Below are 24,126 nucleotides of genomic sequence, written 5' to 3'. Positions count from 1 at the left end.
CAGCAGGACGCCGGAGGCGGCGGGCAGACCGCCGACCCCACCGACATGATCGGCCGCGGCGAAGACCCGAGCTCGCTGCGCAACGAGGTCTTCCGACGAGTGTTCGACGAGCACTGGGCGACGGTACGCCACCACATCGAGGGCGTCGTCCCCGACGACGACGAGGTCAGCGAGATCGTGTCGGAGGTGTTCCTCGTCGCGTGGTCGAAGCTCCGGCCGGCGAACCCCCCGGGAAAGGTGTGGCTGCTCAGGGCGACCGAGCGACGGCTGCGCGCGCGGTCTCGGCGGTCCCCCGCCATACGGGGAGCGATCGACGCCGTGCATGCCGGTGTCTCCGGCGACGCCGAGACCCTGGGCGGATTCGGGCGTAGCGAGGTGCTCCGAGCTTTGGGTGTCCTCACTCCGCTGCAACGGCGTATCATCATGCTCACGTACTGGGATGGACTCGCGGTGGGGGAGATCGCGGAGTTGTTGCGCGCTTCTGAGTCCCGGGTGCGGAAGACGCTGGCTCGGGCCGAAGATCGGCTGCGGGCGACGCTGGGACTGGAGGGGACGGGGAGTACGTGATGTCTGACAATGCCCTGCTTGAGCGCGTGCTCGTCGAGGCCGATCCCGCCCGTACGCCGCGCGACGCCGCGCCGGACGCACGCGCCATCGCCGCGTGCGACCGCATCATCCGCTCTGCGCCTGCCCCGCGACGTCGGCGCGCGAGGACGATCGGCTGGGCCGCGGGACTGACGGCCGTCGCCGCGTCCGCCGCCGTGGCTTTCGGCGTCCTTCTGCCCCAGGGAGCCGCCGTGGCGGGGGCGCCGTCCCCCCTCGTGTTCGAGGAAGCCGGCTCGCTGGGCGACACGGTGGCGGCGGCCGAAGCGGATCTGGCGACGTTCAGCCCGCCCGCCGAGCCGGAGCGTTCGTCGCGCACGGCGTTCTGGTCGTACAACGTCGAGGTGGACACCGAACGGGCCGAGGTCGTTCCGCAGTTCGCGACCTTCACCTGGAACGAAGATCTCTCCGGTGAGGCCATCGCCATCAACGGCGAGCCCTACGCGCCGACGGATGCGGTTGCCAACGGCCGAGCGGAGGTCAGGAGCACCGGCGAGGTGGCATCGCGGGTCGTCCTCGCCCCGGGTGAATTCGACGCCCCTGTCGTCGACGTACCGGGGGAGTCCGCAGCCGACGTGCGGTCGCTGCTCGTCGCCTTCGACATGCCGGAGCAGCCGAGCGCCTTCGAGGTCGTGACGGCGATCACCTCGGTCTTCGGCCAGTGGACCCTCACGAACGCGCAGCACGCCGAGCTGCTGACCCTGATCGAGGAGTCAGGAGGCGCGGAGGCCCTGGGGACGACGAACGATCGTCTCGGCCGCCCGGTCGCGGGGATCCGAGTCATCTCCGCGGATGGCGTCGTTCGCGACGACGTCCTCGTGTCGCTCGACACCGGACGGATCGTGGGGCTCGAACGCACGGTGCTCAAGGACGACGGCGTGTTCCCCGCCGGGGCGATCGTCGACTACCGGATGTGGGATATCGACGATGAGATGCTGCGATGACGCGGTTGCGAAGGGTCCTCGTGGTCGCGCTGGCGCTGGCGCTGGCGGGGACGGGGGGTCCGGTCGTCGCGGCCGCTGCTGAGGAACCGTCGCTCGATCCGTTGATGGTGCGGATCCTCGAGGAGGTGCCCGGTGGTGTCGTGATCGACGCCGGCAGCGCCGTCTGGCCGAAGCTCGACATGGAGTACACCTCGAGCAGCGAGACGGTTCGCACGATGGCGAGAGCGGTCGGCACCTGTGCGACCGGTCGGATCTGCGCCTACCGGGAGCTCAACCGCGTCGGCGCCATGCTGAGCTGGGGAAGCTGTACGACCATCACGATCCCGACGTCCTTCCCCACGAAGTCGGCCGCCAACGCCCGCACCTCCGGGTACGCGCAGGTGCGCAACGGGTCGTCGGTCTTGGCGACGATCTCGGCCAACGCGTGGAGCAATGTGTCCGGTTCCCCGAGCAACATCCGCTGCTTCTTCTGAGGACGAGGGACGGGTCATGGCGAAGCACTGGGTGGCGACGGCGGTGGGCTCTCCGGAGTCCTGGGCGTTCGAGGAGTACGAGCCGGCGGCGCCACGTGCGGGCGAGGTCACGATCCGCGTCCGCGCCGCCGGGGTGAATCCGGCCGACGCGAAGCACGTCGCGGCTCCCCGACCGGGGCTCGAGTTCCCGGTACCGATCGGGTATGAGGTGTCGGGAGTGCTCACCGCGATCGGCCCGGCGACCCGCATCGGTTCCGGTGCGGGCGAGGTCGGAGACGAGGTCGTCGCCTTCCGGGTGCAGGGCGGCTATGCGACCGAGGTCACGGTGCCCGCGGGAAAGGTCTTCGCGAAGCCGACGTCGTTGACGTACCCGGAGGCGGCGAACCTCCTGCTGGTCGGCACGACGGCCGCGGAGATGCTCGCCGTCACGGGCGCGGCTCCGGGGGAGACGGTCCTGCTGCACGGCGCGTCCGGTGCCGTGGGTGTGAGCGTGCTGCAACAGGCACGGCTGCGTGACGTGCGGGTCATCGGCACGGCGAGCTCCGAGCGCTTCGGCGAGGTGACGCGATTCGGTGGGGTCCCGGTCGCCTACGGACCCGGACTCGCCGACCGTGTGACCGCGCTGGCGGACGGCCCGGTCGCTGCGGCTCTGGACGCGGTGGGCACCGATGAGGCGGTCGAGGTGTCCCTGAGCCTGGTGGCGGACCGCCGACGGATCGTCACGATCGCGAACCCCTTCCGAGCGTCCGCCGACGGCTTCCTCGCGATCGCCGGGTCGATGCCCGACAGCGCCCGCTTCCGCGATGAGGTGCGCAGCGAACTCCTCGCCCTGGCACAGAACGGGGATCTCGTGGTCCCGGTCGCGCGGACCTTCCCGCTGACCGAGGCGCAGGCCGCGCACCGCCTTCTCGCCACCGGCCACCCGGGCGGCAAGCTCGCCCTCGTCCCCGGAACCTAGTCGATCACGCGCAGTGCCGGCGTGACGACCACGAGGCCGTCCCCGTACTCCGCATCGACCGCCCGCTGAAGCGTGCCGTCGTCCCAGACCACCTGGAGCCACACATAGCCGCGATCGGTCGACACGGTGAGAGCCTCGGCGCCGAGGCGGCCGATGATGTCGTTCTGAATCCGGTCGAGCTCTTCCGCCGTGCCGGTGCCGTCCACACCCCCCGTCGGGTCCTCCGCCGCCGCCGGGTCGTAGAGCGCGAGGAGCGCGGGCGGATCGGTCACGGCGAACCGCTCGCCGTCCCAGGTGCCGGTGACGGCATACGCCCCCCAGCGTGTGTCGCCGGAAGCCTCGCTACCGCCCACGCCGTCCCAGCTCCACTCGTCGAGAGGGACGCCGTCGCACTGCGGCGGATAGGACTCCTGGATCGCACCGAGGCAGAGCCGGACGTCGCCGGAGGCGTCGAGCACGGTGCCGGTCCCGACGACCCGGCCCTCCGGGGGAGCGGGCTCGGCCTCCTCCAGGCGCATGTCCGACGGGACCGTCGTGCTCGTGGGCGGTGCGGATCCTCCCGGCGCGGCGGCGCAGCCGGTCAGCAGCAGCACAACCGTTACGGCACCGGCGGCGAAGGCAGGACGGTCGCGGAGGAAGCTCATACCGCTCAGTGTCTCGCGCGAGGACATCGTCTCGGAACGTCGAATCGCCGTCGGCTTCCCTGCTAGCATGACCACATGCCTTTCGGCGGTCTGCTTCTCCTTAGCTGCCGCGACGAGTCCTGACACTAGGGCCTTCCTCGTCGCGGCGCTTGTGTTGGCCCGTCCATTCCGACGAAGAGAAGAAGCCCCATCATGCAGAACACTCAGCGCCCGTCCGCGATGCCGATCCACAAGTATCGGCCGTTCCACGAGCAGCTCACCGTCCACCTGCCCGACCGCACGTGGCCCGACGCCCGCATCACCGAGGCACCCCGCTGGTGTGCGGTCGACCTCCGTGACGGCAACCAGGCCCTCATCGATCCCATGTCGCCGGAGCGCAAGCGGGTCATGTTCGAGCTGCTCGTCAGCATGGGCTACAAGGAGATCGAGGTCGGCTTCCCGTCGGCGAGCCAGACCGACTTCGACTTCGTGCGACAGCTCATCGAGGAGAACCTGATCCCGGATGACGTGACGATCCAGGTCCTCACGCAGGCGCGCGAGCACCTGATCGCGCGCACCTATGAGGCGATCGCCGGAGCCAAGCAGGCCATCGTCCACCTGTACAACTCGACCAGCGTGCTGCAGCGCGAGGTGGTCTTCCGCACCGACAAGCAGGGGATCATCGACATCGCGCTCGAGGGTGCCCGCCTGTGCCGGAGATTCGAGAAGACGATCCCGGACACGCAGGTCTACTACGAGTACTCCCCCGAGAGCTACACCGGCACCGAGCTGGAGTTCGCGGTCGACGTGTGCAACCAGGTCATCGAGATCTTCGAGCCGACCCCCGACCGCAAGGTCATCATCAACCTCCCGGCGACGGTCGAAATGGCGACCCCGAATGTCTATGCCGACTCGATCGAGTGGATGAGCCGTCATCTGAACCACCGCGAGAACGTCATCCTGTCGCTGCATCCGCACAACGACCGTGGCACCGCGATCGCCGCGGCCGAGCTCGGCTACATGGCCGGGGCCGACCGCATCGAGGGCTGCCTGTTCGGCAACGGTGAGCGCACGGGCAACGTCGACCTCGTCGCGTTGGGCATCAACATGTTCACGCAGGGCATCGATCCGCAGATCGACTTCAGCGACATCGACCAGGTCAAGCGAACGGTCGAGTACTGCAACCAGCTGCCGGTGCCGGAGCGCAGCCCCTGGGCGGGCGACCTGGTGTTCACGGCGTTCAGCGGCTCCCACCAGGACGCGATCAAGAAGGGCTTCGAGGCCATGGCGGCTCGGGCCGACGCGCAGGGCGTGACGGTCGACGAGATCGAGTGGGCCGTGCCGTACCTGCCGGTCGACCCGAAGGACCTCGGTCGCTCCTACGAGGCCGTCATCCGCGTGAACTCCCAGTCGGGCAAGGGCGGCGTCGCCTACCTGCTGAAGTCGGACCACGCGATCGATCTGCCGCGCAAGCTCCAGATCGAGTTCTCCGGGGTGGTCCAGGCCAAGACGGACGCCGAGGGTGGCGAGGTCACGAGCGAGCAGATCTGGTCGATCTTCACCGACGAGTACCTCCCCGCCGCCGACACCGAGGCGAAGTGGGGGCGTTTCGAGCTGCTCGCCACACAGACCCGGAGCGACATGTCCGGCGACGTCGTGCTCGACGTCGTGCTGCGCGATGACGACCGGGAGGTGTCGGTCTCGGGCAACGGCAACGGTCCGGTCGCCGCGTTCGTGGAGGTGCTGCGCGGTCAAGGCTTCGACATCACCGTCTACGACTACGTCGAGCACGCGCTCAGCGCCGGTGGAGACGCGCAAGCGGCGGCGTACGTCGAGCTGCAGGTGGGGGACCAGCGGCTGTGGGGCGTCGGCATCGACGGCGACATCTCGACCGCGTCCCTCAAGGCGATCGTGTCCGGTGTGAACCGCTCGATCCGCAGCCGTCAGCACGAGCTCGCTGCGGTGTGACCACCGTGCGAATCGCGCGGTCGGTCTTGTCCGCCCTTCGGACGGGACCGACCGCGCGCTTCGATGTCGGTCAATCCACCCACTGCACCAACTGCCAGACGAGGCCGTTGGGGTCGGCGAACTGGCAGTAGCGCTCACCCCACGGCTCCGTCTCCGGAGCGGTGACCACCCGTGCGCCCGCGGCGGCGATGCGGGCGAACTCGTGGTCGATGTCGTCGACGACGAAAACGAGCAGAGTGCCTTGACCAGCGGATCCGGCGATCTCCGTCGGGCGGAACGTCGGCAGCCCGGTCTCGAGGAAGATGACGTTCGGGACGGGCCCCGGGTGCTGCAACGAGATGAATCCCTCCGCGGACATCGCCTCCTCGAACCCGAAGTGCGTCATGGCGAAGGCGGCGGAGGCGGCGACGTCGGGGACGTTGAGCGAGAGGGCTGTCTGCGTGATGTTCACGGTTCTCCATTCCGAAAGTTTGTACAGCGTACATGGTTAAGGCGGAGGCGGTCTAGGCTATTCCCGATGCCCAAGAATCTCGTCGACCTCCTCTGGCGGCACAGCCCCACGGCCGCCGTGGTCGGTCGGCGTGGGCCGAAGGCGCGACACTCGACAGATGACGTCGTCGACCGCGCCGTGGCGCTGGCTGACGCCGATGGCCTCGGTGCGGTGACCATCCGGTCTCTCGCGCAGAGCCTCGAGCTCACGCCGATGTCGATCTACACGCACGTCAACAGCCGTGCCGACCTGCTCGTCCTGATGGCGGATGCGATGCATGCCGGGATGTACCCCGAGCCCGCGTCGGCCTCCGGATGGCGCGACGCGGTCCGGGCGATCGCCGAGGACAACCTGCGCCTCTTGCGGACCCACCCGTGGCTCATCGACGTCCACGATCCGCGGGTGGCGCTCGGCCCGGGCACCATCGCCAAGTACGACCGCGAACTCCACGCCTTCGACGGCCTCGGTCTCGACGCCGTGGAACGCGACGCGGCGTTGAGTTTCGTGCTGGATTTCAGCCTCTCCGCGGCGGCGCGCATGCGGGAGCAGCAGAGCGCGGAGTCGTTCGCGGCCTCCTGGGCGGAGGCGGCACCGCGTCTGGCGGCCTACCTGGGTGACGAGATGCCGCTCGCCCGAGCGGTGGGTCAGGCTGCCGGGGAAACCATGGGCGTGCCCTACGACGCTCGAACCGCGTGGGAGTTCGGCCTCGCGCGCGTGATCGACGGGCTCGCCGCCACCTGATCGTCGTTCGAATCGCGCGATTGGTCGTATTCAGCGGCGGGATGGAGCCAATCGGGCGATTCGAAGTCAGTCCTGGGGCTTCACGATCGCGATGGCGCCGGTCTCCGCGGCGACCTTGCGACGGTAGAGGCGGCGCTGTTCCGGAAGTGAGACGTCGAACGTCACCGCGAGGATCCGGATGACGGCGGTGACGACGATGCCGATCACGGCCGCGAGCGGGATGGGCATGCCGACCGCGTTCGCGATGACGATGAACGTGCACCCGGCGGCCGCAGCCACCGCGTACAGGGAGCCGACGTGCATGATCGCCGTCGGCAGGCCCATGAGCATGTCTCGGAGCACACTCCCGCCGACGGCCGCGCAGACCCCGATGAAGACCGCAGGAACCTCCGGGATGCCGAACGCGAGCGCCTTGCTCGTACCGAACGCGCCGAACATGCCGATCACCACGGCGTCGAGCACGACGATCGCGGTGTTGAGCCGCGTGAAGAGTCCGGCCAGCAGCATGCCGAGGAGGGCGGCACCCGCCGCGGTCACCAGGTACCACTGGTTCTGGAGGGTGGCCGGGGTCTGGCCGAGGAGGATGTCGCGGATGAGACCGCCGCCCATACCGATCATGATTCCGATGATCGCGACGCCCAGCCAGTCGAGTCGGCGCTGCCCCTGGAAGCCGGCGGCGAACATCGCGCCCTGCACTCCGCCGAGCCCGACGCCGAGGAGGTCCGCCCACAGCGGAATGGTGAAGAGCGGTTCGGTCACGCGTCCATTGTCCCGCACGGAGGATAATCGAAGGGTGCCCACCTACCGAGACGAAGCAGTGATCCTGCGCACCCACAAGCTGGGGGAGGCGGATCGCATCGTCACGATGCTGTCGCGGCGGCACGGCAAGGTGCGCGCGGTCGCGAAGGGTGTGCGCCGCACCTCCTCGAAGTTCGGTTCCCGGCTGGAGCCGTTCATGGTCGCGGACGTGCAGCTGTACGAAGGGCGCTCGCTCGACATCGTGCAGCAGGCCGAGTCGCTCGGGGCCTACGGCACGGACATCGCCGCGCATTACGACCGGTTCACCGCCGCGAACGCCATGGTCGAGACGGCGGATCGGCTCAGTGACGCCGAGGCCACCCCGGAGCAGTACCTCCTGCTCGTCGGCGGGCTGCGGGCGCTGTCCCGCGGCGAGCACGCTCCGCGCAGCATCCTCGATTCGTACCTGCTGCGGGTCATGTCCCTCTCGGGGTGGGCACCGTCCCTCGAGGACTGCGCGCGCTGCGGGGCTCCGGGGCCGCACTTCGTCTTCGTCGCGCAGCTGGGCGGCCTGGTCTGCCACGCCGATGCACCCGCCGGGAGCCCGCGGATCGCCGAGAAGACCCTGACACTGCTGCGCGCGCTGATCCGCGGCGACTGGGACCTCATCGACGCGGCCCCGCACGCCGACACCGCCGCCGCATCCGGCCTCGTCGCGGCGTACGCCCAGTGGCATCTGGAGCGGGGCATCCGCTCGCTCGCGCACGTGTCATCCACCCCGGGAGAAGGAGCACGGTGAGCCCGAAGCCCTACACGCACAAGGACGCCGTGGCCTACCGGCCGCTCGACTGGACCGGCGTGTATCCGCCGGCCTTCCCCGCGGTGCCCGAACATGTCGCGATCGTCATGGACGGCAACGGCCGCTGGGCCAACCGGCGCGGTCTCAACCGCATCGAAGGGCACAAGGCGGGGGAGGAGGTGCTGCTCGACGTCGTGGCCGGAGCGATCCAGGCCGGCGTGAAGCACCTCTCGGTCTATGCGTTCTCCACGGAGAACTGGGCGCGCTCTCCGGAGGAGGTCCGTTTCCTCATGGGGTACAACCGCGATGTGCTGCACCGCCGTCGCGATCAGCTCAACGAGTGGGGGGTGCGCGTGCGGTGGGCCGGGCGGAAGCCGCGGCTCTGGGGGAGCGTCATCAGGGAGCTGCAGTACGCCGAGCAGCTCACCCGCGACAACGACGTGCTCACCCTCACCATGTGCGTGAACTACGGCGGTCGGGTCGAGCTCGTCGACGCGATGCGGGCCATCGCGGCCGATGTCGCCGTCGGGCGGGTGAAGCCCAACGCGATCAGCGAGAAGATGATCCGTCGTCACCTCTACGTGCCCGACATGCCGGACGTGGACCTGTTCCTGCGCAGCTCGGGGGAGCAGCGCACCTCCAACTTCCTGCTGTGGCAGTCGGCCTACGCCGAGATGGTGTTCCTCGACACCCTGTGGCCGGACTTCTCGCGCGAGGAGCTCTGGCGCGCGATCGGGGTCTACCTCTCCCGCGACCGACGCTTCGGCGGCGCCGTGGACACCCCGACCTCGGCCTGAGCCCGCAGCCAGCGCTCCGTCTCGCGCGGATGCGTCAGCCGCACGATCGTGAGGTGGGGGAAGCGCTCCTGCACCGCGGGAAAGCGCTCGGACCAGGTTCGCAGCGTCTTCGTCTGCCAGGCCAGGATGCTCTCCTCCGGCGGGGCCCCCAGCATCCGCCAGATCGGCTTCTCGACGTTGCCGTTCCACATCCGGGTGCGGAGGATGCTGCGGCTGAGGGTGCGCCGGAGCAGACGCGACCGCACCACGCGGTACGGGTAGTCGAGCCAGAGCGCGAGCTGCGCCCTCGGGGTCAGGATCTCGTCGGTGCCCTTGCTCGTGTACTGCCACTCGGTCACCCAGCGCTCCTCCGCGGCGAAGGCGCGCACGTCGTCGAGGAACTCCGCCCGCGGGGTCCAGTCCGGGCCGTGGAACAGGCCGTCGATCTCCACGTGACGGAGGTCCCAGAGGGCGGCGAGCCGTCGGGACAGAGTCGTCTTCCCCGACCCGGTGACGCCCGCGACGAGCACCCGAGCGGGCCGGAAGGGCAGGGGATCGTCGGCGGAGAGCATCCGAGGATTCTACTGACGGAATACGTCGGACGCCCGAGTGGTTGATCACGGTGTGACTGAACCCATCTCCATCGACATCTGGTCCGACATCGCCTGCCCCTGGTGCTACATCGGCAAGCGCAACCTCGAGAAGGGTCTCGAAGCGGTCGCGGCCGACGAGGACGCTCCGCAGGTCACGGTCACCTTCCACTCCTTCGAGCTCTCCCCGGACACCCCGGTCGACTTCGACGGCGACGAGATCGACTTCCTCTCCGGGCACAAGGGGATGCCGCGCACGCAGGTCGAGCAGATGCTCGCCAACGTCACGAACGTCGCCGCGAACGCGGGCCTGCAGTACCGGTTCGACCTCCTGCAGCACACGAACACCGTGAAGGCGCACGAGCTGCTGCACTTCGCGAAGGCCGAGGGTCGTCAGCACGAGATGGAGGAGCGGCTGATGTCCGCCTACTTCACCGAGGGCAAGCACGTCGGGCGCATCGACGACCTCGTGGCCCTCGCGTCCGAGGTCGGTCTCGACGCCGACCGAGCCCGCGCCGCACTGGAGAGCGACCAGTACCTTCCGGACGTGCGGCAGGACCAGGCGCAGGCTCGCGCTTACGGAATCCAGGGCGTGCCGTTCTTCGTCGTCGACGGACAGTACGGCATCAGCGGGGCTCAGCCGCCGGCGGCGTTCGAGAACGTGATCCGCGACCTCTGGGCGCAGCGCGACGCGGCCGTCGAGGCCTGACCGCACCGACAGACGACGGCGGGGACCCTGGGGCGGGGTCCCCGCCGTTCTGTTGCCGAGGCTCAGATGCGCTGCTGACGCGGGCCCAGGGGGAGCGGTTCCATCGGCTGGTCGTTCGCGGTCAGGTCGATGCCGAGGTCTCTGGCGTAGACGACACGTGTGGCGATGGCGACCTCGTCGCCGGTCTCCTTCAGCTCGAAGACCCGACCGCCGCGCATGCGGTTGCGCTCGGCGCCGGCGAGGCCGTACGCGCCGAAGCCGGTACCGGGGGCGTAGCCCAGCATCACACCGTAGTAGTCGCCCACGTAGTCGTTGATGTGGTCGTGCCCGACGAACACGCCCTTCACGTCGCCGCGCTCGAGGATCGCGTTGAACATCCCCGAGTTGAACGGGCCGGGGCATTCGTCCTCGTTGCGTTCACCGACGATGCCGTGCCGAGCCTTGCCGCGCGCGGCGTCGGCCGCTGTGCGCGTATCCACCCCTCCCCACCACATGAAGCGGTGCTCCCACAGCGCGATGTGGAGGAACATGAGGCCGGGGATCTTGCGGCCGCGCTTCTGCTCCAGCCGCTGCGACTGGTCGCGGTACCAGGCCACCTGGTCCATGCGCAGCCAGTCCCACGCGGGATAGCCGGCGAAGTCCTGGCCGTCGATGGCGTCGGGCGCATACCGGCCGGAGTCCATCAGCCACAACGCGAAGGCTTCGCGGTTCCTCTTCGCGGCGGAGCCGATCGTGACGATCGTGTTGCTCGTGCCCGTCACACCCCGCGTGTTCTCGGCGTTGACGTTGTATTCGTAGGAGCGGTAGATCTTCAGCATCCCCGCCTCGTCGACGCCCGACTGAGGCAGTGAGTCCTCGTCGTGATTGCCGTAGGTGACGGCCCACGGGATGCGGCGGGACTCCATCGGCATGACGACGTTGTTGATCGCCTGCTTCACCGCCAGCCTGGTCTCGCACCCCCCGGTGATGACGTCGCCGTTGATGACCACGAAGTCCGGCTTCTCCTGGTCGAGCACCTTCTCCATGAGCTCGACGGTGCGGCGATCGGTGAGTTCATCGTCCTGGGTGTCGTTGAACTGGACGACCTTGAAGGTGCCGTCCGCACGAAAGCGCAGGTTCCGCGCCTGTGCCGCTCCGGGAGATGCCGGAACGGTCGCCGCGGCGGCGGGGGCCGTTCCGAGGGGAGGGCGGTGCCGAGCGCACCGAGCGCTCCCGCGGTGAGGACGGTTCGCCGGCTGATCGGCAGTCGGTCGGGCATGCGTGGTCTCCTTCGTCTTCGGGCGGATATCGCCGCGGGCGAGACTAGGGACGCCAGATGTCGACGGGGAGACCGGAAGATGAACGAGGCCCGCGTCGACGGGTCTGCGACGGCCGCGCGCGCGTGACGCGGAGGTGAACGGCGCTCAGCGGATGAGCGCGGCCTCGATCGCCTCGACGATCTCCGGTGCGTCCGGCTTCTGCTTCGGTCGGAAGCGGAGCACCTCACCGTCCGGCAGGACGAGGAACTTCTCGAAGTTCCACTCCACGCGGCCGGCCTTGCCCCCCGCGTCCGGCGTCTCCTTCAGCGCCTTGTAGAGCTCGGCGGCGTTCCGGCCGTTGACCTTGACCTTGTCATTGACCGGGAACGAGACGCCATACGTCGTCGAGCAGAACTCGAGGATCTCCTCGACCGAACCGGGCTCCTGACCGAAGAACTGGTTGCAGGGGAACCCGACCACGGTGAAGCCACGGTCACCGAACCGGCGTTGCAGTTCCTCCAACTGCTCATACTGGGGCGTCAGGCCGCACTTGGAGGCGACGTTCACCACGAGCACCACGTCGGCTCCCAGATCGTCCAGGGTCTTCTCCTGGCCCTGGGCGTCGGTGAAGGGGATGGAACGGAGCGCGGAATCGGTCATATGCACAGCTTAGGTCGCCGCATCCCCACCGGCCCCGGGTCTGGGAGAATGGACACGCCATGACTGTCGCCACCGCCCCCCGCCCGCCCCCTCCGCATCGGTCCGATCGACCTCGACGTGCCGGTCGTCCTCGCGCCCATGGCCGGCATCACCAATACGGCCTTCCGGCGTCTGTGTCGCGAGTACGGGGCCGGGCTCTATGTCAGCGAGATGATCACGTCGCGCGCCCTCGTCGAGCGCAATGAGACGACCATGCGGCTGATCCGGCACCACGAGTCGGAGACGCCGCGGTCCATCCAGCTCTACGGCGTCGACCCGAAGACCATCGCGGAGGCCGTCCGCATCATCGTCGCGGAGGACCACGCCGACCACATCGACCTCAATTTCGGCTGTCCGGTCCCCAAGGTGACCCGCAAGGGCGGGGGCGCGGCCCTGCCGTGGAAGTCGAAGCTCTTCGCCGACATCGTCGACCAGGCGGTCAAGGCCGCCGGCGACATCCCCCTCACAGTGAAGATGCGCAAGGGCATCGACCGCGACCACCTCACGTTCCTCGACGCCGGCCGTGCCGCGGAGGACGCCGGAGCCGCCGCCGTCGCGCTGCACGCCCGCACCGCGAGCGAGTTCTACTCCGGGCACGCCGACTGGAACGCCATCGGCGAGCTCAAGCAGGCGGTGACCAGCATTCCGGTCCTCGGCAATGGCGACATCTGGTCGGCGGACGACGCGGTTCGCATGATGGCGGAGACCGACTGCGACGGCGTCGTCGTCGGCCGCGGCTGCCTCGGACGGCCGTGGCTGTTCGGACAGCTGGCTCTCGCCTTCGGGGGAGAGGGCAAGACGGTCGACGCGACCCTCGGCTTCGTCGCCGACGCGTTCCGCCGTCACGCCGAGCTGCTCGTCGAGTTCTTCGAGGACGAGGACCGCGGCTGCCGCGACATCCGCAAGCACGTCTCGTGGTACTTCAAGGGGTACCCGGTGGGCGGCGATATCCGGACGGGGCTCGCGACGGCGTCGAGCCTGCAGGAGATCGACGACCTCCTCGGGCGGCTCGACCGTTCCGCCCCGTATCCGGGCGCCGATGCCGAAGGGCAGCGGGGGCGCGCGGGTCACCCGAAGAAGACAGCTCTTCCCGAGAAGTGGCTGGAGTCGCGCGAGATCGCCTCGTCGGCCTCGGAGATGATGCGTGGAGCGGAGATCGAGAACAGTGGCGGATGACCCTAGGGTCGGCGCACGCGCCGACGGCTATGACCCTCGCGACGCCGAGCGCTTCTTCGCGGAGACGCATCGTTCCGAACGGGACGATTTCGCTCGTGACCGTGCTCGCGTGCTGCACTCCGCGGCGCTGCGACGGCTCGCTGCGAAGACGCAGGTGCTCAGCCCCGCCAGCACCGCCGATTTCGCCCGCAACCGCCTGACCCATTCGCTCGAGGTCGCCCAGGTCGGTCGAGAGCTCGCCGCGGCCCTCGGCGTCTCGGCGGACGTCGTGGACACCGCGTGCCTGAGTCACGATCTCGGTCACCCTCCTTTCGGCCACAATGGCGAGCGGGCGCTCAACGAGTGGGCCGAGGCGATCGGCGGCTTCGAGGGCAACGCCCAGTCCCTGCGCATCCTCACTCGCCTGGAGGCGAAGGTGCTCGACGCCGACGGCTCCTCCGTCGGTCTGAACCTCACGCGAGCGAGTCTCGACGCGACCTGCAAGTATCCGTGGACGGTCGACAGCCCCGTCCCCGACCCGGGCGGCCGACTGAAGTTCGGCGTGTACCCGGAGGACGAGTCCGTGTTCCGGTGGATGCGCGAGGGGGCTCCTGGCCGCCTGCGCTGCATCGAGGCCGAGATCATGGACCTGTCCGATGACATCGCCTACTCGGTGCACGACTTCGAGGACGCGATCGTCAACGGCTACGTCGACGTCGCACAGCTCGCCGACCCCGCGGCGCACGATGCCCTGCTCAGCCGGATCCAGCAGTGGGTCGGTTACGACTTCACGCGCGACGAGCTCGCCGACGCCCTCTACCGGCTCGCCTCGCAGCCGATGTGGCTGGCGTCGTTCGACCGCTCCCGTCAAGACCTCGCCCGGCTCAAGAACCTCACCAGCGACCTCATCGGGCGCTTCGCACGGGCCGCAGTCTCGGCCACGCGCGAGGCGTTCGGCGGCACCCGACTGGTCCGCTACAACGCGCACGTGATCGTGCCCCGCGTCGTCGAGGTCGAGATCGCGGTGCTCAAGGGCATCATGGGTCAGGCCATCGTCACGATCGATGCGCGCAAGGGCGTCTACAAGGAGCAGCGCCGTGTGCTGAAGCGCTTGGCCGACGCCCTCTGGTCGACCGACACCCTGTGGTCGGCCGGAGCCGATGTGCTCGAACCGGCGTTCGCGGCGGACTTCGTCGCAGCGGAGAGCGATGCCGAGCGGGCGCGTGTGGTCGTCGATCAGATCGCGAGCCTGACCGATCAGAGCGCGATTGACTGGCACAACCGGCTGGTCGGCGAGATCGACCCGGCGGAGGTCGGCATCTGGACGCCGCGTCATGCGCGCCCCGGCGCGCGCACGCCCGTCGAGAGGCGGCCCGTCGCAGAAGGCGCGCGCTGATGCCCCGCATCAGGCAGGCCGACGTCGACGAGGTCAAGGCTCGTACCAACATCGCGGACATCGTGGGGGAGCGCGTCGCCCTCAAATCCGCGGGAGTCGGTTCCCTCAAGGGGCTGTGCCCGTTCCACGACGAGAAGAGCCCGAGCTTCCACGTCCGTCAGCAGGTCGGCTACTACCACTGCTTCGGCTGTGGGGAGTCGGGCGATGTGTACTCGTTCCTTCGCGCGATGGACCACGTGAGCTTCACGGAGGCGGTCGAGCGGCTCGCCGGCCGTATCGGTTACACACTGCACTACGAGGACGGGGGTGCGGCGCCGGAGACGAGCGGGCGTAGTCGTCTGTATGCGGCAAACACCGCGGCCGGGGAGTTCTTCCGCTCCCAGCTTCTCTCGCCCGACGCTGAGGCTGCGCGTCGGTTCCTGGGGGAGCGCGGTTTCGACGCCGGTGCCGCGGCCCACTTCGGCGTCGGGTTCGCGCCGCGAGGCTGGGACGGCATGCTCAAGGCGCTCACGGCGCAGGGCTTCACACGAGAGGAGCTGAGCACGGCCGGCCTCGTGTCGACGGGACAGCGCGGCGTGTACGACCGGTTCCGTGGACGCCTCGTCTGGCCGATCCGCGACGTGTCGGGGCAGACCATCGGCTTCGGCGCACGCAAGCTCTTCGACGACGACCAGGGTCCCAAGTACCTCAACACCCCTGAGACTCCGATCTACAAGAAGGCCCAGGTGCTCTACGGGCTCGATCTCGCCAAGCGCGACATCTCCCGCGGCGATCCCCGCCGTGTGGTGGTCGTCGAGGGCTACACCGACGTGATGGCCTGCCATCTCGCGGGCCTCACGACGGCGGTCGCGACGTGTGGCACGGCCTTCGGCGCCGAGCACATCAAGGTGCTCCGCCGGGTGATGGGCGACGACAACGCCTCGGGCGAGGTGGTGTTCACATTCGACGGCGACGAGGCGGGGCAGAAGGCCGCCCTGCGGGCGTTCACGGAAGACAACAGATTCAACGCGCAGACCTTCGTCGCGGTCGCGCCGGACGGCCTCGACCCGTGCGATCTCCGTTTGCAGCGCGGGGACGCGGCGGTGCGCGGTCTCATGGACGCGAAGCAGCCGATGTTCGAGTTCGCGATCGACCGCAAGCTCGCGGGCTTCGACCTCGCCACGGTCGAGGGCCGGGTCGGTGCCCTCCGCGCCGCGGCACCGATCGTCGCCGAGATCCGGGATGGGCTGCTGCGTCCGGGCTACGAGCGGGTGCTCGCTCGTCGACTCGGCATGGACCCGACCGAGGTGCACGGCGAGGTCGAGCGCGCCGCCCGCGGGGCGCAGGCTGCTGCGTCGCACCCGCGCCGCGATACCACCCCGCGTGTCGATCCGACCACCGGTGCCCCGGTCGTCGCCGCGGTCACGCTGGCCAGCCTGCCGCGATCGCGCGATGTCGCCGTGGAACGCGACGCCCTCATGGGCGCGCTGCAGTACGGCCACCAGATCGACGCCGCCCTGTTGACCAGGGCCTTGTCCGAGCCCTTCCGCACGCCGGCCCTCGAGGCGGTGCGCCAGGCGGTCGCCGCAGCGCCCGACCACAGCCGGCCCGGGTGGGTGACCGATGCCGTCAACAGTGTGCGCGAGCCCTACCGCTCCCTCGCCGGCGAGCTCCTGATGACGCCCTTCCCGGCGCGGGACGAGGCGGGGGCGGTGGCATCCGCGACCGATCTCGCGCGTCGACTGGTGCTGCGTCAGCTCGAGCACGAGAAGCAGGAGCTGCTGGGAGCCGTGCAGCGCGTTCCCGCGGACTCGGACGGCGGGCGCGCGCTTCGTGTCCGGCTGCGGGACATCGACGTGGAGCGCCAGCGGTTCTTCGCCGAGTCGTAACCGGAACGGCGGCGGACGAGACGGCAGGATGGACACATGCCCCGCACGCCCGAATCCTCGAACGCGATCGAGTGCTCCGATCTGGTCATCGATCGGATCGGTCACGGCACGCCCAATCGCGCCGTCGACGGCGTGACGTTCTCGCTCGCGCCCGGCGGGCTGATCTGCGTGGCGGGACCCACCGGATCCGGTAAGTCGACGCTCGTCGCGGCGCTCGCGGGCTCCACCGATCCCTCAGTGCGCGTCGTCGGCGGGAGCGCCCAGGTGTGCGGCGTCGACATCCGTCGCCCCGGTCGCAAGCACCGCATCCTCACCTACCGCACGGGGTTCGTGCCCCAGGGTGCGGGGGCAGACCTGCCGCCCCAGCTCACGGTCAACGAGGTCATCGCGGAACCGATCCTCATCCGCGAGCGGCGCGTCAACACGCGCGCCTTGTCGATCCGCGTGGCGACCCTCCTGGACGAGCTCCATCTGCCGCTCGGGACCGCGACGAAGTTCCCTTACGAGCTCAGCGCGGGCATGCGTCAGCGCGTCGCGATCGCTCGCTCGTTCGTGCTGGAGCCGCGCGTGCTCATCGCGGACGAGATCCTGGCGAACCTCGATCTGGAGGTGCGCCCTGTGGTGTTCGACGCCATCACCCGGCGCCGCAAGGAAGAGGGGATGGCGGCGCTGTTGGTCACCAACGACGCGGACTTCATCCGGGAGCTGAACGCTGAGACGCTCATGCTGCGCGGAGGCCACGTCGTGGCGCGCGGGGTGGGCAAGGACCTGCTCTGGGTGCCCAACGCGGAGTCGGATTCCCGCCGCTGAGCGCGACACGCCCGACGGCGCCGGAAGGCGCCTCGGTGTCACGAGAAGCGTCCGGAGTTTGCTAAGCTTGACGAGTTGCCCGCACAGCGGCGCACATTCCTCGGTAGCTCAATTGGCAGAGCAGCCGGCTGTTAACCGGCAGGTTCTTGGTTCGAGTCCAAGCCGGGGAGCCAACATGTGGCCCCCGATCCCAGTGTTTTCAAGGGATCGGGGGCCATTTGCTTATTGGAGCACTCATGTGTAAGTGGCTCCAACTCACCTTAAACTCACCGAAAACAGCCGGTTTCTGAGTGGTCTACGCGTTGATACGCGTTAACACTATGCCGTTTGTGGCCTGCCTGATTAGGTGGCCTCATGACTGTGCATGATGTGTCCGATTCAGGCCGCACCGACCGGCTCGCGGCGGCTGATCTTCCGACGTTGCTGACTAAGGAGGACGTGGCGGAGTACTTCGGCGTCTCGCCCAGAACGATCGAGGCGTGGCGTCAGGCTGATACCGGGCCGGCCCCGATCAAGATCGGCAAGCATCTTCGGTGGACAGCTACGTCCGTCCGGGAGTTCGTCTTGAGCAAGGACCAGAGCGTCGGGTAGTGCCGCCGGACGTGGCGTCCGCAAAGACCGCAGCTCATCGCTACCGCGAATCATGCCGATTCGAGCTACCGGCGAATCATGCCGACTCGAGTTCGCCGGCTTCGATGAGAACGCCTCGGCGGCGCAGCGGCTCGGGTACCTTGTCGAGGTCGACGAGGTCTGCCAGTTCTGTCGCCCAGGGGCTCCATCGGGCGGTCGGATCCCCGGCGGTTTGGCTTGCCCAGGCTGGCGTGGGGATGCCACGACACGCGGTCACATACTCGACGAGGCCGGCGATCGCCCATGTCCATCCGTCTTCCTTTGATTCCGGCTCGTCGACAGTCAGTGCAGCTACGGCGAGGACGTCGCAGACCTGGAGGGTGCTCGCAAATTGGAGGAGCGCCTGTGCGGCGGCGTTGCGGTCGCCGACCCTGAGGTGGTCCTGGATCCGGGCGGCAGTCTCTGCCGCGCTTGCGCGGCCGTGTGTGTCCACCGCGATAAGCCGGGCTCCGAGCCCACGCGCCCATGCCTCGGCTGTCGATACGCGGGGATCCCGACGGCCATGCTCGTATGCGTAGACCGCGCTCGCGTCGATGCCCGTGCGCGCGCCCAGGATCGTCGCAGAGAGACCTCGACGATGTCGAAGCCTGAGGAGCTGATCGATTAGCATCGCCCGAGTATAGGACGAATTCGCCCTAACACCACGTGCCCCACAGCGCCGACTCTCCCCGGTGGCCCTTGGCTATGGACTCGCCCTGACACTCACCATGAGTCCGAAGAGCGCGTACTGGTGTGGTGCTCCGAGTCGGCATCATGCCAGTCCGCGCGGGTGACAACACCTGGAAGAACCCTACTTAACCCGGTCTTTCTCGGATATCATCGGGAACGTCGATCTGCTGAGATCGAAAGGGAGGACCGTAGTGACCGAGCCGTGGCTGTCTGCCGACGACATCGCCTCTCATCTCGGGGTCACGAAGGACACCGTGTACACGTGGATCGCCGATAAGAGCATGCCTGCCCACAAGATTGGGCGCCTCTGGAAGTTCCAGGCGAGCGAAGTTGACGACTGGGTGCGACGCGGTGGAGCGGCCGCGCCCGATGAAGCAGAATCCCCTTGACGAACCCCTCAATCTTCAGTGGACCGCAGCGATGTCGGTGGTCCCTTGTACGTTGATCCACTGCCCAATTCGAGAGGAGGTCGTGTGTTCGCTGACTCACATGAGCGCTATGCGCTGTCGTTCACGAGCGGTGGCCTCCTGTTGCGTGAGGCGACTTTGCTCACATCGCTCTATCTCGTGGAGCGCGACTGGAACGACGTGCGAAAGATCGCCGTCGAGCGAAACGTTCTGCAGGCGCGCACATCCTCCTCGAGCGTGCGGGTGATCCGCGAGACCGTCCAGCGGCTTAGCATGCTGACAGACGCCGAGATCAATCTCCTCGCTGACGCCGGCCCGAGTGAGCAGCAGATCCTGATGTGGGCTGCAGCATGCCGTCGCTACCGTCTTATCGCGGAGTTCGCCGAAGAGGTCGTCCGTGAACGGTTCCTGCTGATGGCGCCGAGCCTGAGCACTGATGACTTCGATCGCTTCCTCGTTGGCAAGAGCTTGTGGCATCCCGAGCTGGATGAGCTGAAGCCATCGACGAGTATGAAGTTGCGTCAGAACATGTTCCGGATGCTGCAAGATGCCGGGCTGCTTTCGGAGAGAGGGAGCATCGTTCCCGCAGTGATGTCGGAGCGTGTTATTGAGACGTTGAACAGGCGCACGCCGAGCGATGTCCGTTTCTTCCCGACGACGACATCCGTAGGGGCAGAGCAATGACACAGACGAAGCGCAGCGTACCGAGCGACGAGAGGCACGTCTACGACGTGCTCCGCAGCAAGCGATTCCTGAAGATGGAGGGGCTTTCGAAAGAAGTCCCCTTCTTCATTTACCATTTCCCACCCTCATGGACGCACGACGTGGAGAGCATGCGGGACCGGGTACGAACGAAGCTCCAGAGTGACGATGGACTCACTGTCGCTCAGATCGACTTATACGATCTCGCTGTTGAGCTCCTCACCGAGCGAGGGGTCTGGGAGCGAGTCGTCGAGCTGGAGCCGACGATGGACAAGAGCGAGTTCCGCGAGGTCTTGCAGGGGATGCTCGACCCGCACGATCACATCGCGCCAGCCATCCGCGGCCGCTTACAGAACCAGTCGAGCGACATCGTCTTCCTCACCGGGCTTGGAGAAGTCTTCCCCTTCATCCGCACCCACACGGTGCTGGAGAACCTGCAGAGCGTTGTGGTGGGACGTCCGATGCTTGCGTGGTTCCCCGGTACGTACGAGTTCACACAGACGGCTGGCCATCAATTGCGCGCGCTGAATCTCAGCGCTAGCGACAGTTACTACCGCGCCAAAGACATCCTGGAGCAAGAAGCATGAGCGCAACGATGATCGATGAGATCTTCGCGAAGCCGATCGGCCGTCCGATCGAGGGTGTCATCAAGGCGGATGACACCTCACATCTGGCGACGGAGGTCGAGGAGTACGTCCTCACGAACGAAGCCGCCAAGGGGCTTGAGCATGTGCTCGAGGCGTACACCAATTACACGAATGCCAACGGCGTATGGATCTCGGGCTTCTTCGGATCCGGAAAGTCGCACCTGCTGAAGATGCTGGCGCACCTGCTTGGCGACATCGAAGGCCATGACTACCCGCGCGCCCTCGTGTCAGAGCAGTTCCGCTCCAAGGCGGACGACGCGTTCCTGCCTGCGTTGATCGAGAAGGCCGATCGGATCCAGTCACGCAGCCTCCTGTTCAACATCGATCAGAAGGCAACCCTGATCTCCAAGGATCAGAATGACGCTCTGCTGAAGGTGTTTGTGAAGATCTTCGACGAGGCGCGTGGGTACTACGGTAACCAGGGCCACATCGCTCGTTTTGAGCGGGACCTTGATTCGCGGGGCCAGTATGACGCTTTCAAAGCGGCGTTCGCACGCGCTGCGGGAATCGAATGGGCGCGGGGCCGCGAACAGGCGGCCCTCGAAGCAGGGAACATAGACCGGGCGTTCGCTGAGGTGAACGGCGCGGAGAGCCCGGGTATCATCCGTCAGTACAGCGCCAACTACTCGGTATCGATCGAAGACTTCGCCGAAGAGGTGGCCGCATGGCTTGAGGCGCAGCCGGCAGGCTTCCGCCTGAACTTCTTCGTCGACGAGGTCGGCCAGTTCATCGGCACGAATACGCAGCTCATGCTGAACCTGCAGACCATCGCCGAGTCACTTGCCACGAAGTGCAACGGTCGGGCGTGGATCTTCGTCACCTCGCAGGAAGACATGGAGAAGGTCGGCGGCGACCGAACCAAGCAGCAGGCGAGTGACTTCTCCAAGATCCAGGCCCGCTTCAAAAACCGGCTCAAGCTAACCAGCCAGGACGTCGAAGAGGTGATTCGAAAGCGCCTTCTCGCGAAGACGGATGCCGCCGCTGGTGAGGTCGCCGCCGTGTACGACGCGGAGCACGCGAATTTCAAGACACTATTCGATTTCGTCGAGGGTCGCCATTACTCGAACTACCGCGACGAGTCGCACTTTGTCGGTACGTACCCGTTCGTCACGTATCAGTTCCCCCTCTTCCAAGCCGCGATCGAGGGCATCAGCGATCACAACATCTTCGAAGGACGAAATAGCTCCGTCGGTGAGCGGTCGATGCTCGGCGTCGTGCAGCAGGTCGCGACCCACCTCGCCGATCGGCCACTCGGATCCTTGGCAACTTTCGACCAGATGTTCGAGGGCATCCGTGCCTCGCTGAAATCCGCAAATCAGCGGGCGATCATCAACGCCGAGAGCGCGGCAGGCAGCGGCAAACTCAGTTCGCTCGCGGTGCGCCTCTTGAAGGCGCTGTTCTTGGTCAAGTACGTCGACAGCTTCAAAGCCACGGCCCGCAACCTCACCGTCCTGGTCTACGACCGTTTCGGTACGGACCTCATCCAGCTCGGCAGGGATGTCAGCGAAGCCCTCAACGCGCTCGAGGCGCAGACCTACATTCAGCGCAATGGCGACCTGTACGACTATCTGACCAACGAAGAGCAGAAGATTGAGCAGGAGATCAAGGACGTCGACATCGACACCGCCGAGGTCTCCGCGAAGCTCAACAAGCTTCTCGCTGAGTCGGTCGTGAAGACGACGAAGACGGTCGCGAAGAATGGCCAGAACTTCCCGTTCGGCTACAAGCTCGATGGCACCCCGTATGGCAAGCAGCACGAGCTGTCGCTGCACTTCACTAGTCCGGAGACCGAGTTCAGTCTGGACCAGATAAAGGCGCACAGCGCGGGTCTCGATGAATTGCGGGTTGTTCTCTCGTCCGAGGCGAACCGGATCCTCGCTGATCTTCGCCTGTTGCTGAAGACTGAGAAGTACGTCAAGCGTGCGCAGGGATCGAGTCGGACCGCGATCGAAACCCGCATCCTCGCCGAGAAGGGAACTCAGAACGCCGAGCGCGAGAAAGAGATCGTCGAACGTCTCCGAACCGCTGTCGGCAGTGCGACGCTGATTCACAACGCCGCGGTGATTGACGTCACCACGAGCGATGCACAGACCCGAATCAACGAAGGCTTCGCGAAGGTCATCGCTGCCACGTACACCAACCTGAGCATGCTAGGTGGCAAGACTTTCAGTGAGCAGAGTCTCAACGGGCTGGTAAACCCGATAGACGGGATGTTCGATGAAAGCCTCAGCATCCTGGAGGTGCCTTCGGAGGATGTTCTTGGGCACCTGGAGATGCGTGGCAAGCGGCATGAGATGGTCACGATGAAGCAGCTAGTCGACCGCTACGCTGCCAAGCCGTTTGGCTGGGACCAATGGTCGATCGCCGCGGTGGTGGCCTACCTCGCGGGACAGTCGAAGATTGAGCTGCAGATCGACGGCAAGACACTCGCTCGCACCGAGATCACCGGGGCGCTGCGCAACACGCAGCGATATCCCAACCTCGTCGTCGCTCCACAGCGGGTCTACGACCAGAAGATCGTGAACGCCTTCCGCAAGTTCGTCATCGACTTCACCGACGACGGGAGCCTCACGAAAGATGCGGCTGAACTCGGCCGTGTCGGGAAGGAACACCTTGAAGCGAAGCTCCTCGAGCTGAAGGCGCTGCGGTCAGGTGCGGCCACTTACCCGTTCATCGACCAACTGGACCAACCGATCCAACTGCTGGGTGAACTGACAGCAAACAACGCGGACTGGTTCCTGGAGCATTTCAACGAGGCTGGTTCCACCGCGGACGAACTCCTGGATGCGAAGGACAACGTGATCGATCCGATCAAGGCGTTCCTCAATGGCAGTCAGCGCAGCATTTACGACAGCGCGACAAAGTTCATGCAGCTCAACCGTACGAACCTCGCGTTCCTGGGTGCGAGCGTGTCCGACGGAGTCGAGATTGCACTTGAGGATTCGCAGATCTTCCGAGGAAACCGGACGACGCAGCTCGGGAACGCGGTCGCTGATTTACAAGCGCAGCTGAGCGTCATCGTTGCCGCGGAACGCGACGCTGCCATCGGAGCGATCAACGACTACTGGAAGCAGGTACCGGTCAGTGCAGCATTTGGCGCCGCGACCGAGGCCGCCCGCGGATCTGTGACGCGTAGGGCCGAGGCTGCATTGGCACGAGTGCAGCAGGAGACGCAGATCCCCGCGATACGCAATCTCGCGGCGCAGTTCGCTGACACGACTTACCCGGCCATCCTCGACGAGCTGGAATCGGCCAGGCCGCCGCAGCCTGTCTCGGATCCCTCGATCGATAGCGATATTGAGTCGACACCGACGGGTCCGATCCACTCGAAGAAATCGTTGAGGCAGAGCGTCTCGATCAAGAAGCTCGCACTCCCGATGGCCGGTGGGCTGCTCGAAACCGAGGACGACATCGACGCGTACCTCGGTGAACTCCGCTCGCTGCTCGTCGACACGATCCACGAAAACAAGCGCATTACTCTCTAAGGAACAAG

Annotated in this window: 25 protein-coding genes and 1 tRNA gene; 19 read left to right on the top strand and 7 right to left on the bottom strand. The window is 67.0% G+C overall.

Annotated features, from left to right (window positions below):
- Nucleotides 1-45: 45 nt before the first annotated feature.
- The 4 genes from FY549_RS13760 to FY549_RS13745 are packed head-to-tail and all read left to right on the top strand — an operon-like array spanning nt 46 to nt 2,978.
- Complete coding sequence (locus FY549_RS13760) at nt 46-567, top strand: RNA polymerase sigma factor (RefSeq protein WP_149085508.1); 522 nt, start codon at nt 46-48, stop codon at nt 565-567.
- The gene (locus FY549_RS13755; RefSeq protein ID WP_149085507.1) at nt 567-1,547 is read left to right on the top strand and encodes a hypothetical protein; all 981 of its coding nucleotides are present in this window, start codon (nt 567-569) and stop codon (nt 1,545-1,547) included. The genes FY549_RS13760 and FY549_RS13755 overlap by 1 nt, the downstream gene beginning before the upstream one ends.
- Nucleotides 1,544-2,020, top strand: coding sequence for a hypothetical protein (locus FY549_RS13750; RefSeq protein WP_149085506.1), 477 nt, complete (start codon nt 1,544-1,546; stop codon nt 2,018-2,020). Before FY549_RS13755 ends, FY549_RS13750 begins: the two co-directional genes overlap by 4 nt.
- Nucleotides 2,021-2,036: 16 nt before the next feature.
- Complete coding sequence (locus FY549_RS13745) at nt 2,037-2,978, top strand: zinc-binding alcohol dehydrogenase family protein (protein ID WP_149085505.1); 942 nt, start codon at nt 2,037-2,039, stop codon at nt 2,976-2,978.
- On the opposite strand, the gene FY549_RS13740 is transcribed toward FY549_RS13745, so the two are convergent.
- Nucleotides 2,975-3,622, bottom strand: coding sequence for a hypothetical protein (locus tag FY549_RS13740; RefSeq protein ID WP_259614238.1), 648 nt, complete (start codon nt 3,620-3,622; stop codon nt 2,975-2,977). The genes FY549_RS13745 and FY549_RS13740 overlap by 4 nt on opposite strands.
- A 192-nt stretch (nt 3,623-3,814) precedes the next feature.
- Here FY549_RS13740 and leuA point away from each other — a divergent pair, with 192 nt between their 5' ends.
- On the top strand, nt 3,815-5,569 hold the full coding sequence (gene leuA, locus FY549_RS13735) for a 2-isopropylmalate synthase (RefSeq protein WP_149085503.1): 1,755 nt from the start codon (nt 3,815-3,817) through the stop codon (nt 5,567-5,569).
- Between the two features lie 70 nt (nt 5,570-5,639).
- On the opposite strand, the gene FY549_RS13730 is transcribed toward leuA, so the two are convergent.
- A complete protein-coding gene (locus FY549_RS13730; protein ID WP_149085502.1) occupies nt 5,640-6,020 on the bottom strand; it encodes a VOC family protein in 381 nt (126 codons plus the stop codon).
- 66 nt (nt 6,021-6,086) lie between these two features.
- Between FY549_RS13730 and FY549_RS13725 the strand changes: the two genes are divergently transcribed.
- A complete protein-coding gene (locus FY549_RS13725; protein WP_149085501.1) occupies nt 6,087-6,800 on the top strand; it encodes a TetR/AcrR family transcriptional regulator C-terminal domain-containing protein in 714 nt (237 codons plus the stop codon).
- 66 nt (nt 6,801-6,866) lie between these two features.
- Here the strand turns inward: FY549_RS13725 and FY549_RS13720 are convergent, their stop codons facing one another.
- Nucleotides 6,867-7,559, bottom strand: a complete 693-nt coding sequence (locus FY549_RS13720; protein WP_149085500.1) for a trimeric intracellular cation channel family protein — start codon at nt 7,557-7,559, stop codon at nt 6,867-6,869.
- A 34-nt stretch (nt 7,560-7,593) separates the two neighbouring features.
- Between FY549_RS13720 and recO the strand changes: the two genes are divergently transcribed.
- Nucleotides 7,594-8,337, top strand: a complete 744-nt coding sequence (recO, locus tag FY549_RS13715) for a DNA repair protein RecO (RefSeq protein ID WP_149085499.1) — start codon at nt 7,594-7,596, stop codon at nt 8,335-8,337.
- Nucleotides 8,334-9,134, top strand: a complete 801-nt coding sequence (locus tag FY549_RS13710; RefSeq protein WP_149085498.1) for an isoprenyl transferase — start codon at nt 8,334-8,336, stop codon at nt 9,132-9,134. The genes recO and FY549_RS13710 overlap by 4 nt, the downstream gene beginning before the upstream one ends.
- On the opposite strand, the gene FY549_RS13705 is transcribed toward FY549_RS13710, so the two are convergent.
- Complete coding sequence (locus FY549_RS13705) at nt 9,077-9,685, bottom strand: ATPase AAA (RefSeq protein WP_025103674.1); 609 nt, start codon at nt 9,683-9,685, stop codon at nt 9,077-9,079. The two genes, FY549_RS13710 and FY549_RS13705, sit on opposite strands and share 58 nt — an antisense overlap.
- A 52-nt stretch (nt 9,686-9,737) precedes the next feature.
- Between FY549_RS13705 and FY549_RS13700 the strand changes: the two genes are divergently transcribed.
- Complete coding sequence (locus FY549_RS13700) at nt 9,738-10,412, top strand: DsbA family protein (protein WP_149085497.1); 675 nt, start codon at nt 9,738-9,740, stop codon at nt 10,410-10,412.
- A gap of 62 nt (nt 10,413-10,474) precedes the next feature.
- Here the strand turns inward: FY549_RS13700 and FY549_RS13695 are convergent, their stop codons facing one another.
- A complete protein-coding gene (locus tag FY549_RS13695) occupies nt 10,475-11,527 on the bottom strand; it encodes a metallophosphoesterase family protein (protein WP_149085496.1) in 1,053 nt (350 codons plus the stop codon).
- Nucleotides 11,528-11,815: 288 nt separating this feature from the next.
- The gene (locus FY549_RS13690) at nt 11,816-12,310 is read right to left on the bottom strand and encodes a glutathione peroxidase (protein WP_149085495.1); all 495 of its coding nucleotides are present in this window, start codon (nt 12,308-12,310) and stop codon (nt 11,816-11,818) included.
- Nucleotides 12,311-12,448: 138 nt separating this feature from the next.
- On the opposite strand from FY549_RS13690, the gene dusB reads away from it, so the two are divergent.
- The 6 genes from dusB (at nt 12,449) to FY549_RS13660 (ending at nt 18,169) form a co-directional block, all read left to right on the top strand.
- Entirely contained in the window at nt 12,449-13,525 is a 1,077-nt protein-coding gene (gene dusB, locus FY549_RS13685) for a tRNA dihydrouridine synthase DusB (RefSeq protein ID WP_200838963.1), read from the top strand.
- On the top strand, nt 13,515-14,900 hold the full coding sequence (locus tag FY549_RS13680; RefSeq protein ID WP_149085493.1) for a deoxyguanosinetriphosphate triphosphohydrolase: 1,386 nt from the start codon (nt 13,515-13,517) through the stop codon (nt 14,898-14,900). The genes dusB and FY549_RS13680 overlap by 11 nt, the downstream gene beginning before the upstream one ends.
- Nucleotides 14,900-16,768, top strand: coding sequence for a DNA primase (dnaG, locus tag FY549_RS13675; protein WP_149085492.1), 1,869 nt, complete (start codon nt 14,900-14,902; stop codon nt 16,766-16,768). The genes FY549_RS13680 and dnaG overlap by 1 nt, the downstream gene beginning before the upstream one ends.
- 36 nt (nt 16,769-16,804) lie before the next feature.
- Nucleotides 16,805-17,578 carry an ATP-binding cassette domain-containing protein gene (locus FY549_RS13670; protein WP_149085491.1) on the top strand — a complete coding sequence of 258 codons (774 nt, stop codon included), beginning with the start codon at nt 16,805-16,807 and terminating at the stop codon, nt 17,576-17,578.
- A gap of 97 nt (nt 17,579-17,675) precedes the next feature.
- Nucleotides 17,676-17,751 (top strand) — tRNA-Asn (locus tag FY549_RS13665).
- A gap of 181 nt (nt 17,752-17,932) precedes the next feature.
- Nucleotides 17,933-18,169, top strand: a complete 237-nt coding sequence (locus FY549_RS13660) for a helix-turn-helix transcriptional regulator (RefSeq protein WP_149085490.1) — start codon at nt 17,933-17,935, stop codon at nt 18,167-18,169.
- Between the two features lie 76 nt (nt 18,170-18,245).
- On the opposite strand, the gene FY549_RS13655 is transcribed toward FY549_RS13660, so the two are convergent.
- Nucleotides 18,246-18,818 carry a helix-turn-helix domain-containing protein gene (locus tag FY549_RS13655; RefSeq protein ID WP_149085489.1) on the bottom strand — a complete coding sequence of 191 codons (573 nt, stop codon included), beginning with the start codon at nt 18,816-18,818 and terminating at the stop codon, nt 18,246-18,248.
- Nucleotides 18,819-19,068: 250 nt separating this feature from the next.
- On the opposite strand from FY549_RS13655, the gene FY549_RS13650 reads away from it, so the two are divergent.
- The 4 genes from FY549_RS13650 (at nt 19,069) to brxC (ending at nt 24,118) form a co-directional block, all read left to right on the top strand.
- On the top strand, nt 19,069-19,266 hold the full coding sequence (locus tag FY549_RS13650; protein ID WP_149085488.1) for a helix-turn-helix domain-containing protein: 198 nt from the start codon (nt 19,069-19,071) through the stop codon (nt 19,264-19,266).
- Nucleotides 19,267-19,350: 84 nt separating this feature from the next.
- Nucleotides 19,351-19,968 carry a DUF1819 family protein gene (locus tag FY549_RS13645; RefSeq protein WP_149085487.1) on the top strand — a complete coding sequence of 206 codons (618 nt, stop codon included), beginning with the start codon at nt 19,351-19,353 and terminating at the stop codon, nt 19,966-19,968.
- Nucleotides 19,965-20,573 (top strand): DUF1788 domain-containing protein, encoded by a 609-nt coding sequence (locus tag FY549_RS13640; RefSeq protein WP_149085486.1) that lies wholly within the window; start codon nt 19,965-19,967, stop codon nt 20,571-20,573. The genes FY549_RS13645 and FY549_RS13640 overlap by 4 nt, the downstream gene beginning before the upstream one ends.
- Nucleotides 20,570-24,118, top strand: a complete 3,549-nt coding sequence (brxC, locus tag FY549_RS13635) for a BREX system P-loop protein BrxC (protein ID WP_200838962.1) — start codon at nt 20,570-20,572, stop codon at nt 24,116-24,118. Before FY549_RS13640 ends, brxC begins: the two co-directional genes overlap by 4 nt.
- The last annotated feature ends 8 nt before the right edge of the window (nt 24,119-24,126 follow it).

This window comes from Microbacterium sp. 1S1 (genome assembly GCF_008271365.1).
In the GTDB taxonomy this organism is placed as follows: Bacteria; Actinomycetota; Actinomycetes; order Actinomycetales; family Microbacteriaceae; genus Microbacterium.
The sequence above is the reverse complement of the archived record's forward strand: the minus strand, read 5'-3'. Positions and strand labels throughout refer to the sequence as shown.

Bases quoted from the DNA above. Each gene is read 5' to 3' on its own strand.
- FY549_RS13740 (WP_259614238.1), bottom strand. From the start codon at position 3,622: ATGAGCTTCCTCCGCGACCGTCCTGCCTTCGCCGCCGGTGCCGTAACG.
- FY549_RS13760 (WP_149085508.1), top strand. From the start codon at position 46: ATGATCGGCCGCGGCGAAGACCCGAGCTCGCTGCGCAACGAGGTCTTC.
- FY549_RS13690 (WP_149085495.1), bottom strand. From the start codon at position 12,310: ATGACCGATTCCGCGCTCCGTTCCATCCCCTTCACCGACGCCCAGGGC.
- FY549_RS13725 (WP_149085501.1), top strand. From the start codon at position 6,087: ATGCCCAAGAATCTCGTCGACCTCCTCTGGCGGCACAGCCCCACGGCC.
- dusB (WP_200838963.1), top strand. From the start codon at position 12,449: ATGGCCGGCATCACCAATACGGCCTTCCGGCGTCTGTGTCGCGAGTAC.
- FY549_RS13745 (WP_149085505.1), top strand. From the start codon at position 2,037: ATGGCGAAGCACTGGGTGGCGACGGCGGTGGGCTCTCCGGAGTCCTGG.
- FY549_RS13750 (WP_149085506.1), top strand. From the start codon at position 1,544: ATGACGCGGTTGCGAAGGGTCCTCGTGGTCGCGCTGGCGCTGGCGCTG.
- FY549_RS13755 (WP_149085507.1), top strand. From the start codon at position 567: ATGTCTGACAATGCCCTGCTTGAGCGCGTGCTCGTCGAGGCCGATCCC.
- FY549_RS13640 (WP_149085486.1), top strand. From the start codon at position 19,965: ATGACACAGACGAAGCGCAGCGTACCGAGCGACGAGAGGCACGTCTAC.
- FY549_RS13660 (WP_149085490.1), top strand. From the start codon at position 17,933: ATGACTGTGCATGATGTGTCCGATTCAGGCCGCACCGACCGGCTCGCG.
- dnaG (WP_149085492.1), top strand. From the start codon at position 14,900: ATGCCCCGCATCAGGCAGGCCGACGTCGACGAGGTCAAGGCTCGTACC.
- brxC (WP_200838962.1), top strand. From the start codon at position 20,570: ATGAGCGCAACGATGATCGATGAGATCTTCGCGAAGCCGATCGGCCGT.
- FY549_RS13705 (WP_025103674.1), bottom strand. From the start codon at position 9,685: ATGCTCTCCGCCGACGATCCCCTGCCCTTCCGGCCCGCTCGGGTGCTC.
- FY549_RS13670 (WP_149085491.1), top strand. From the start codon at position 16,805: ATGCCCCGCACGCCCGAATCCTCGAACGCGATCGAGTGCTCCGATCTG.
- leuA (WP_149085503.1), top strand. From the start codon at position 3,815: ATGCAGAACACTCAGCGCCCGTCCGCGATGCCGATCCACAAGTATCGG.
- FY549_RS13655 (WP_149085489.1), bottom strand. From the start codon at position 18,818: ATGCTAATCGATCAGCTCCTCAGGCTTCGACATCGTCGAGGTCTCTCT.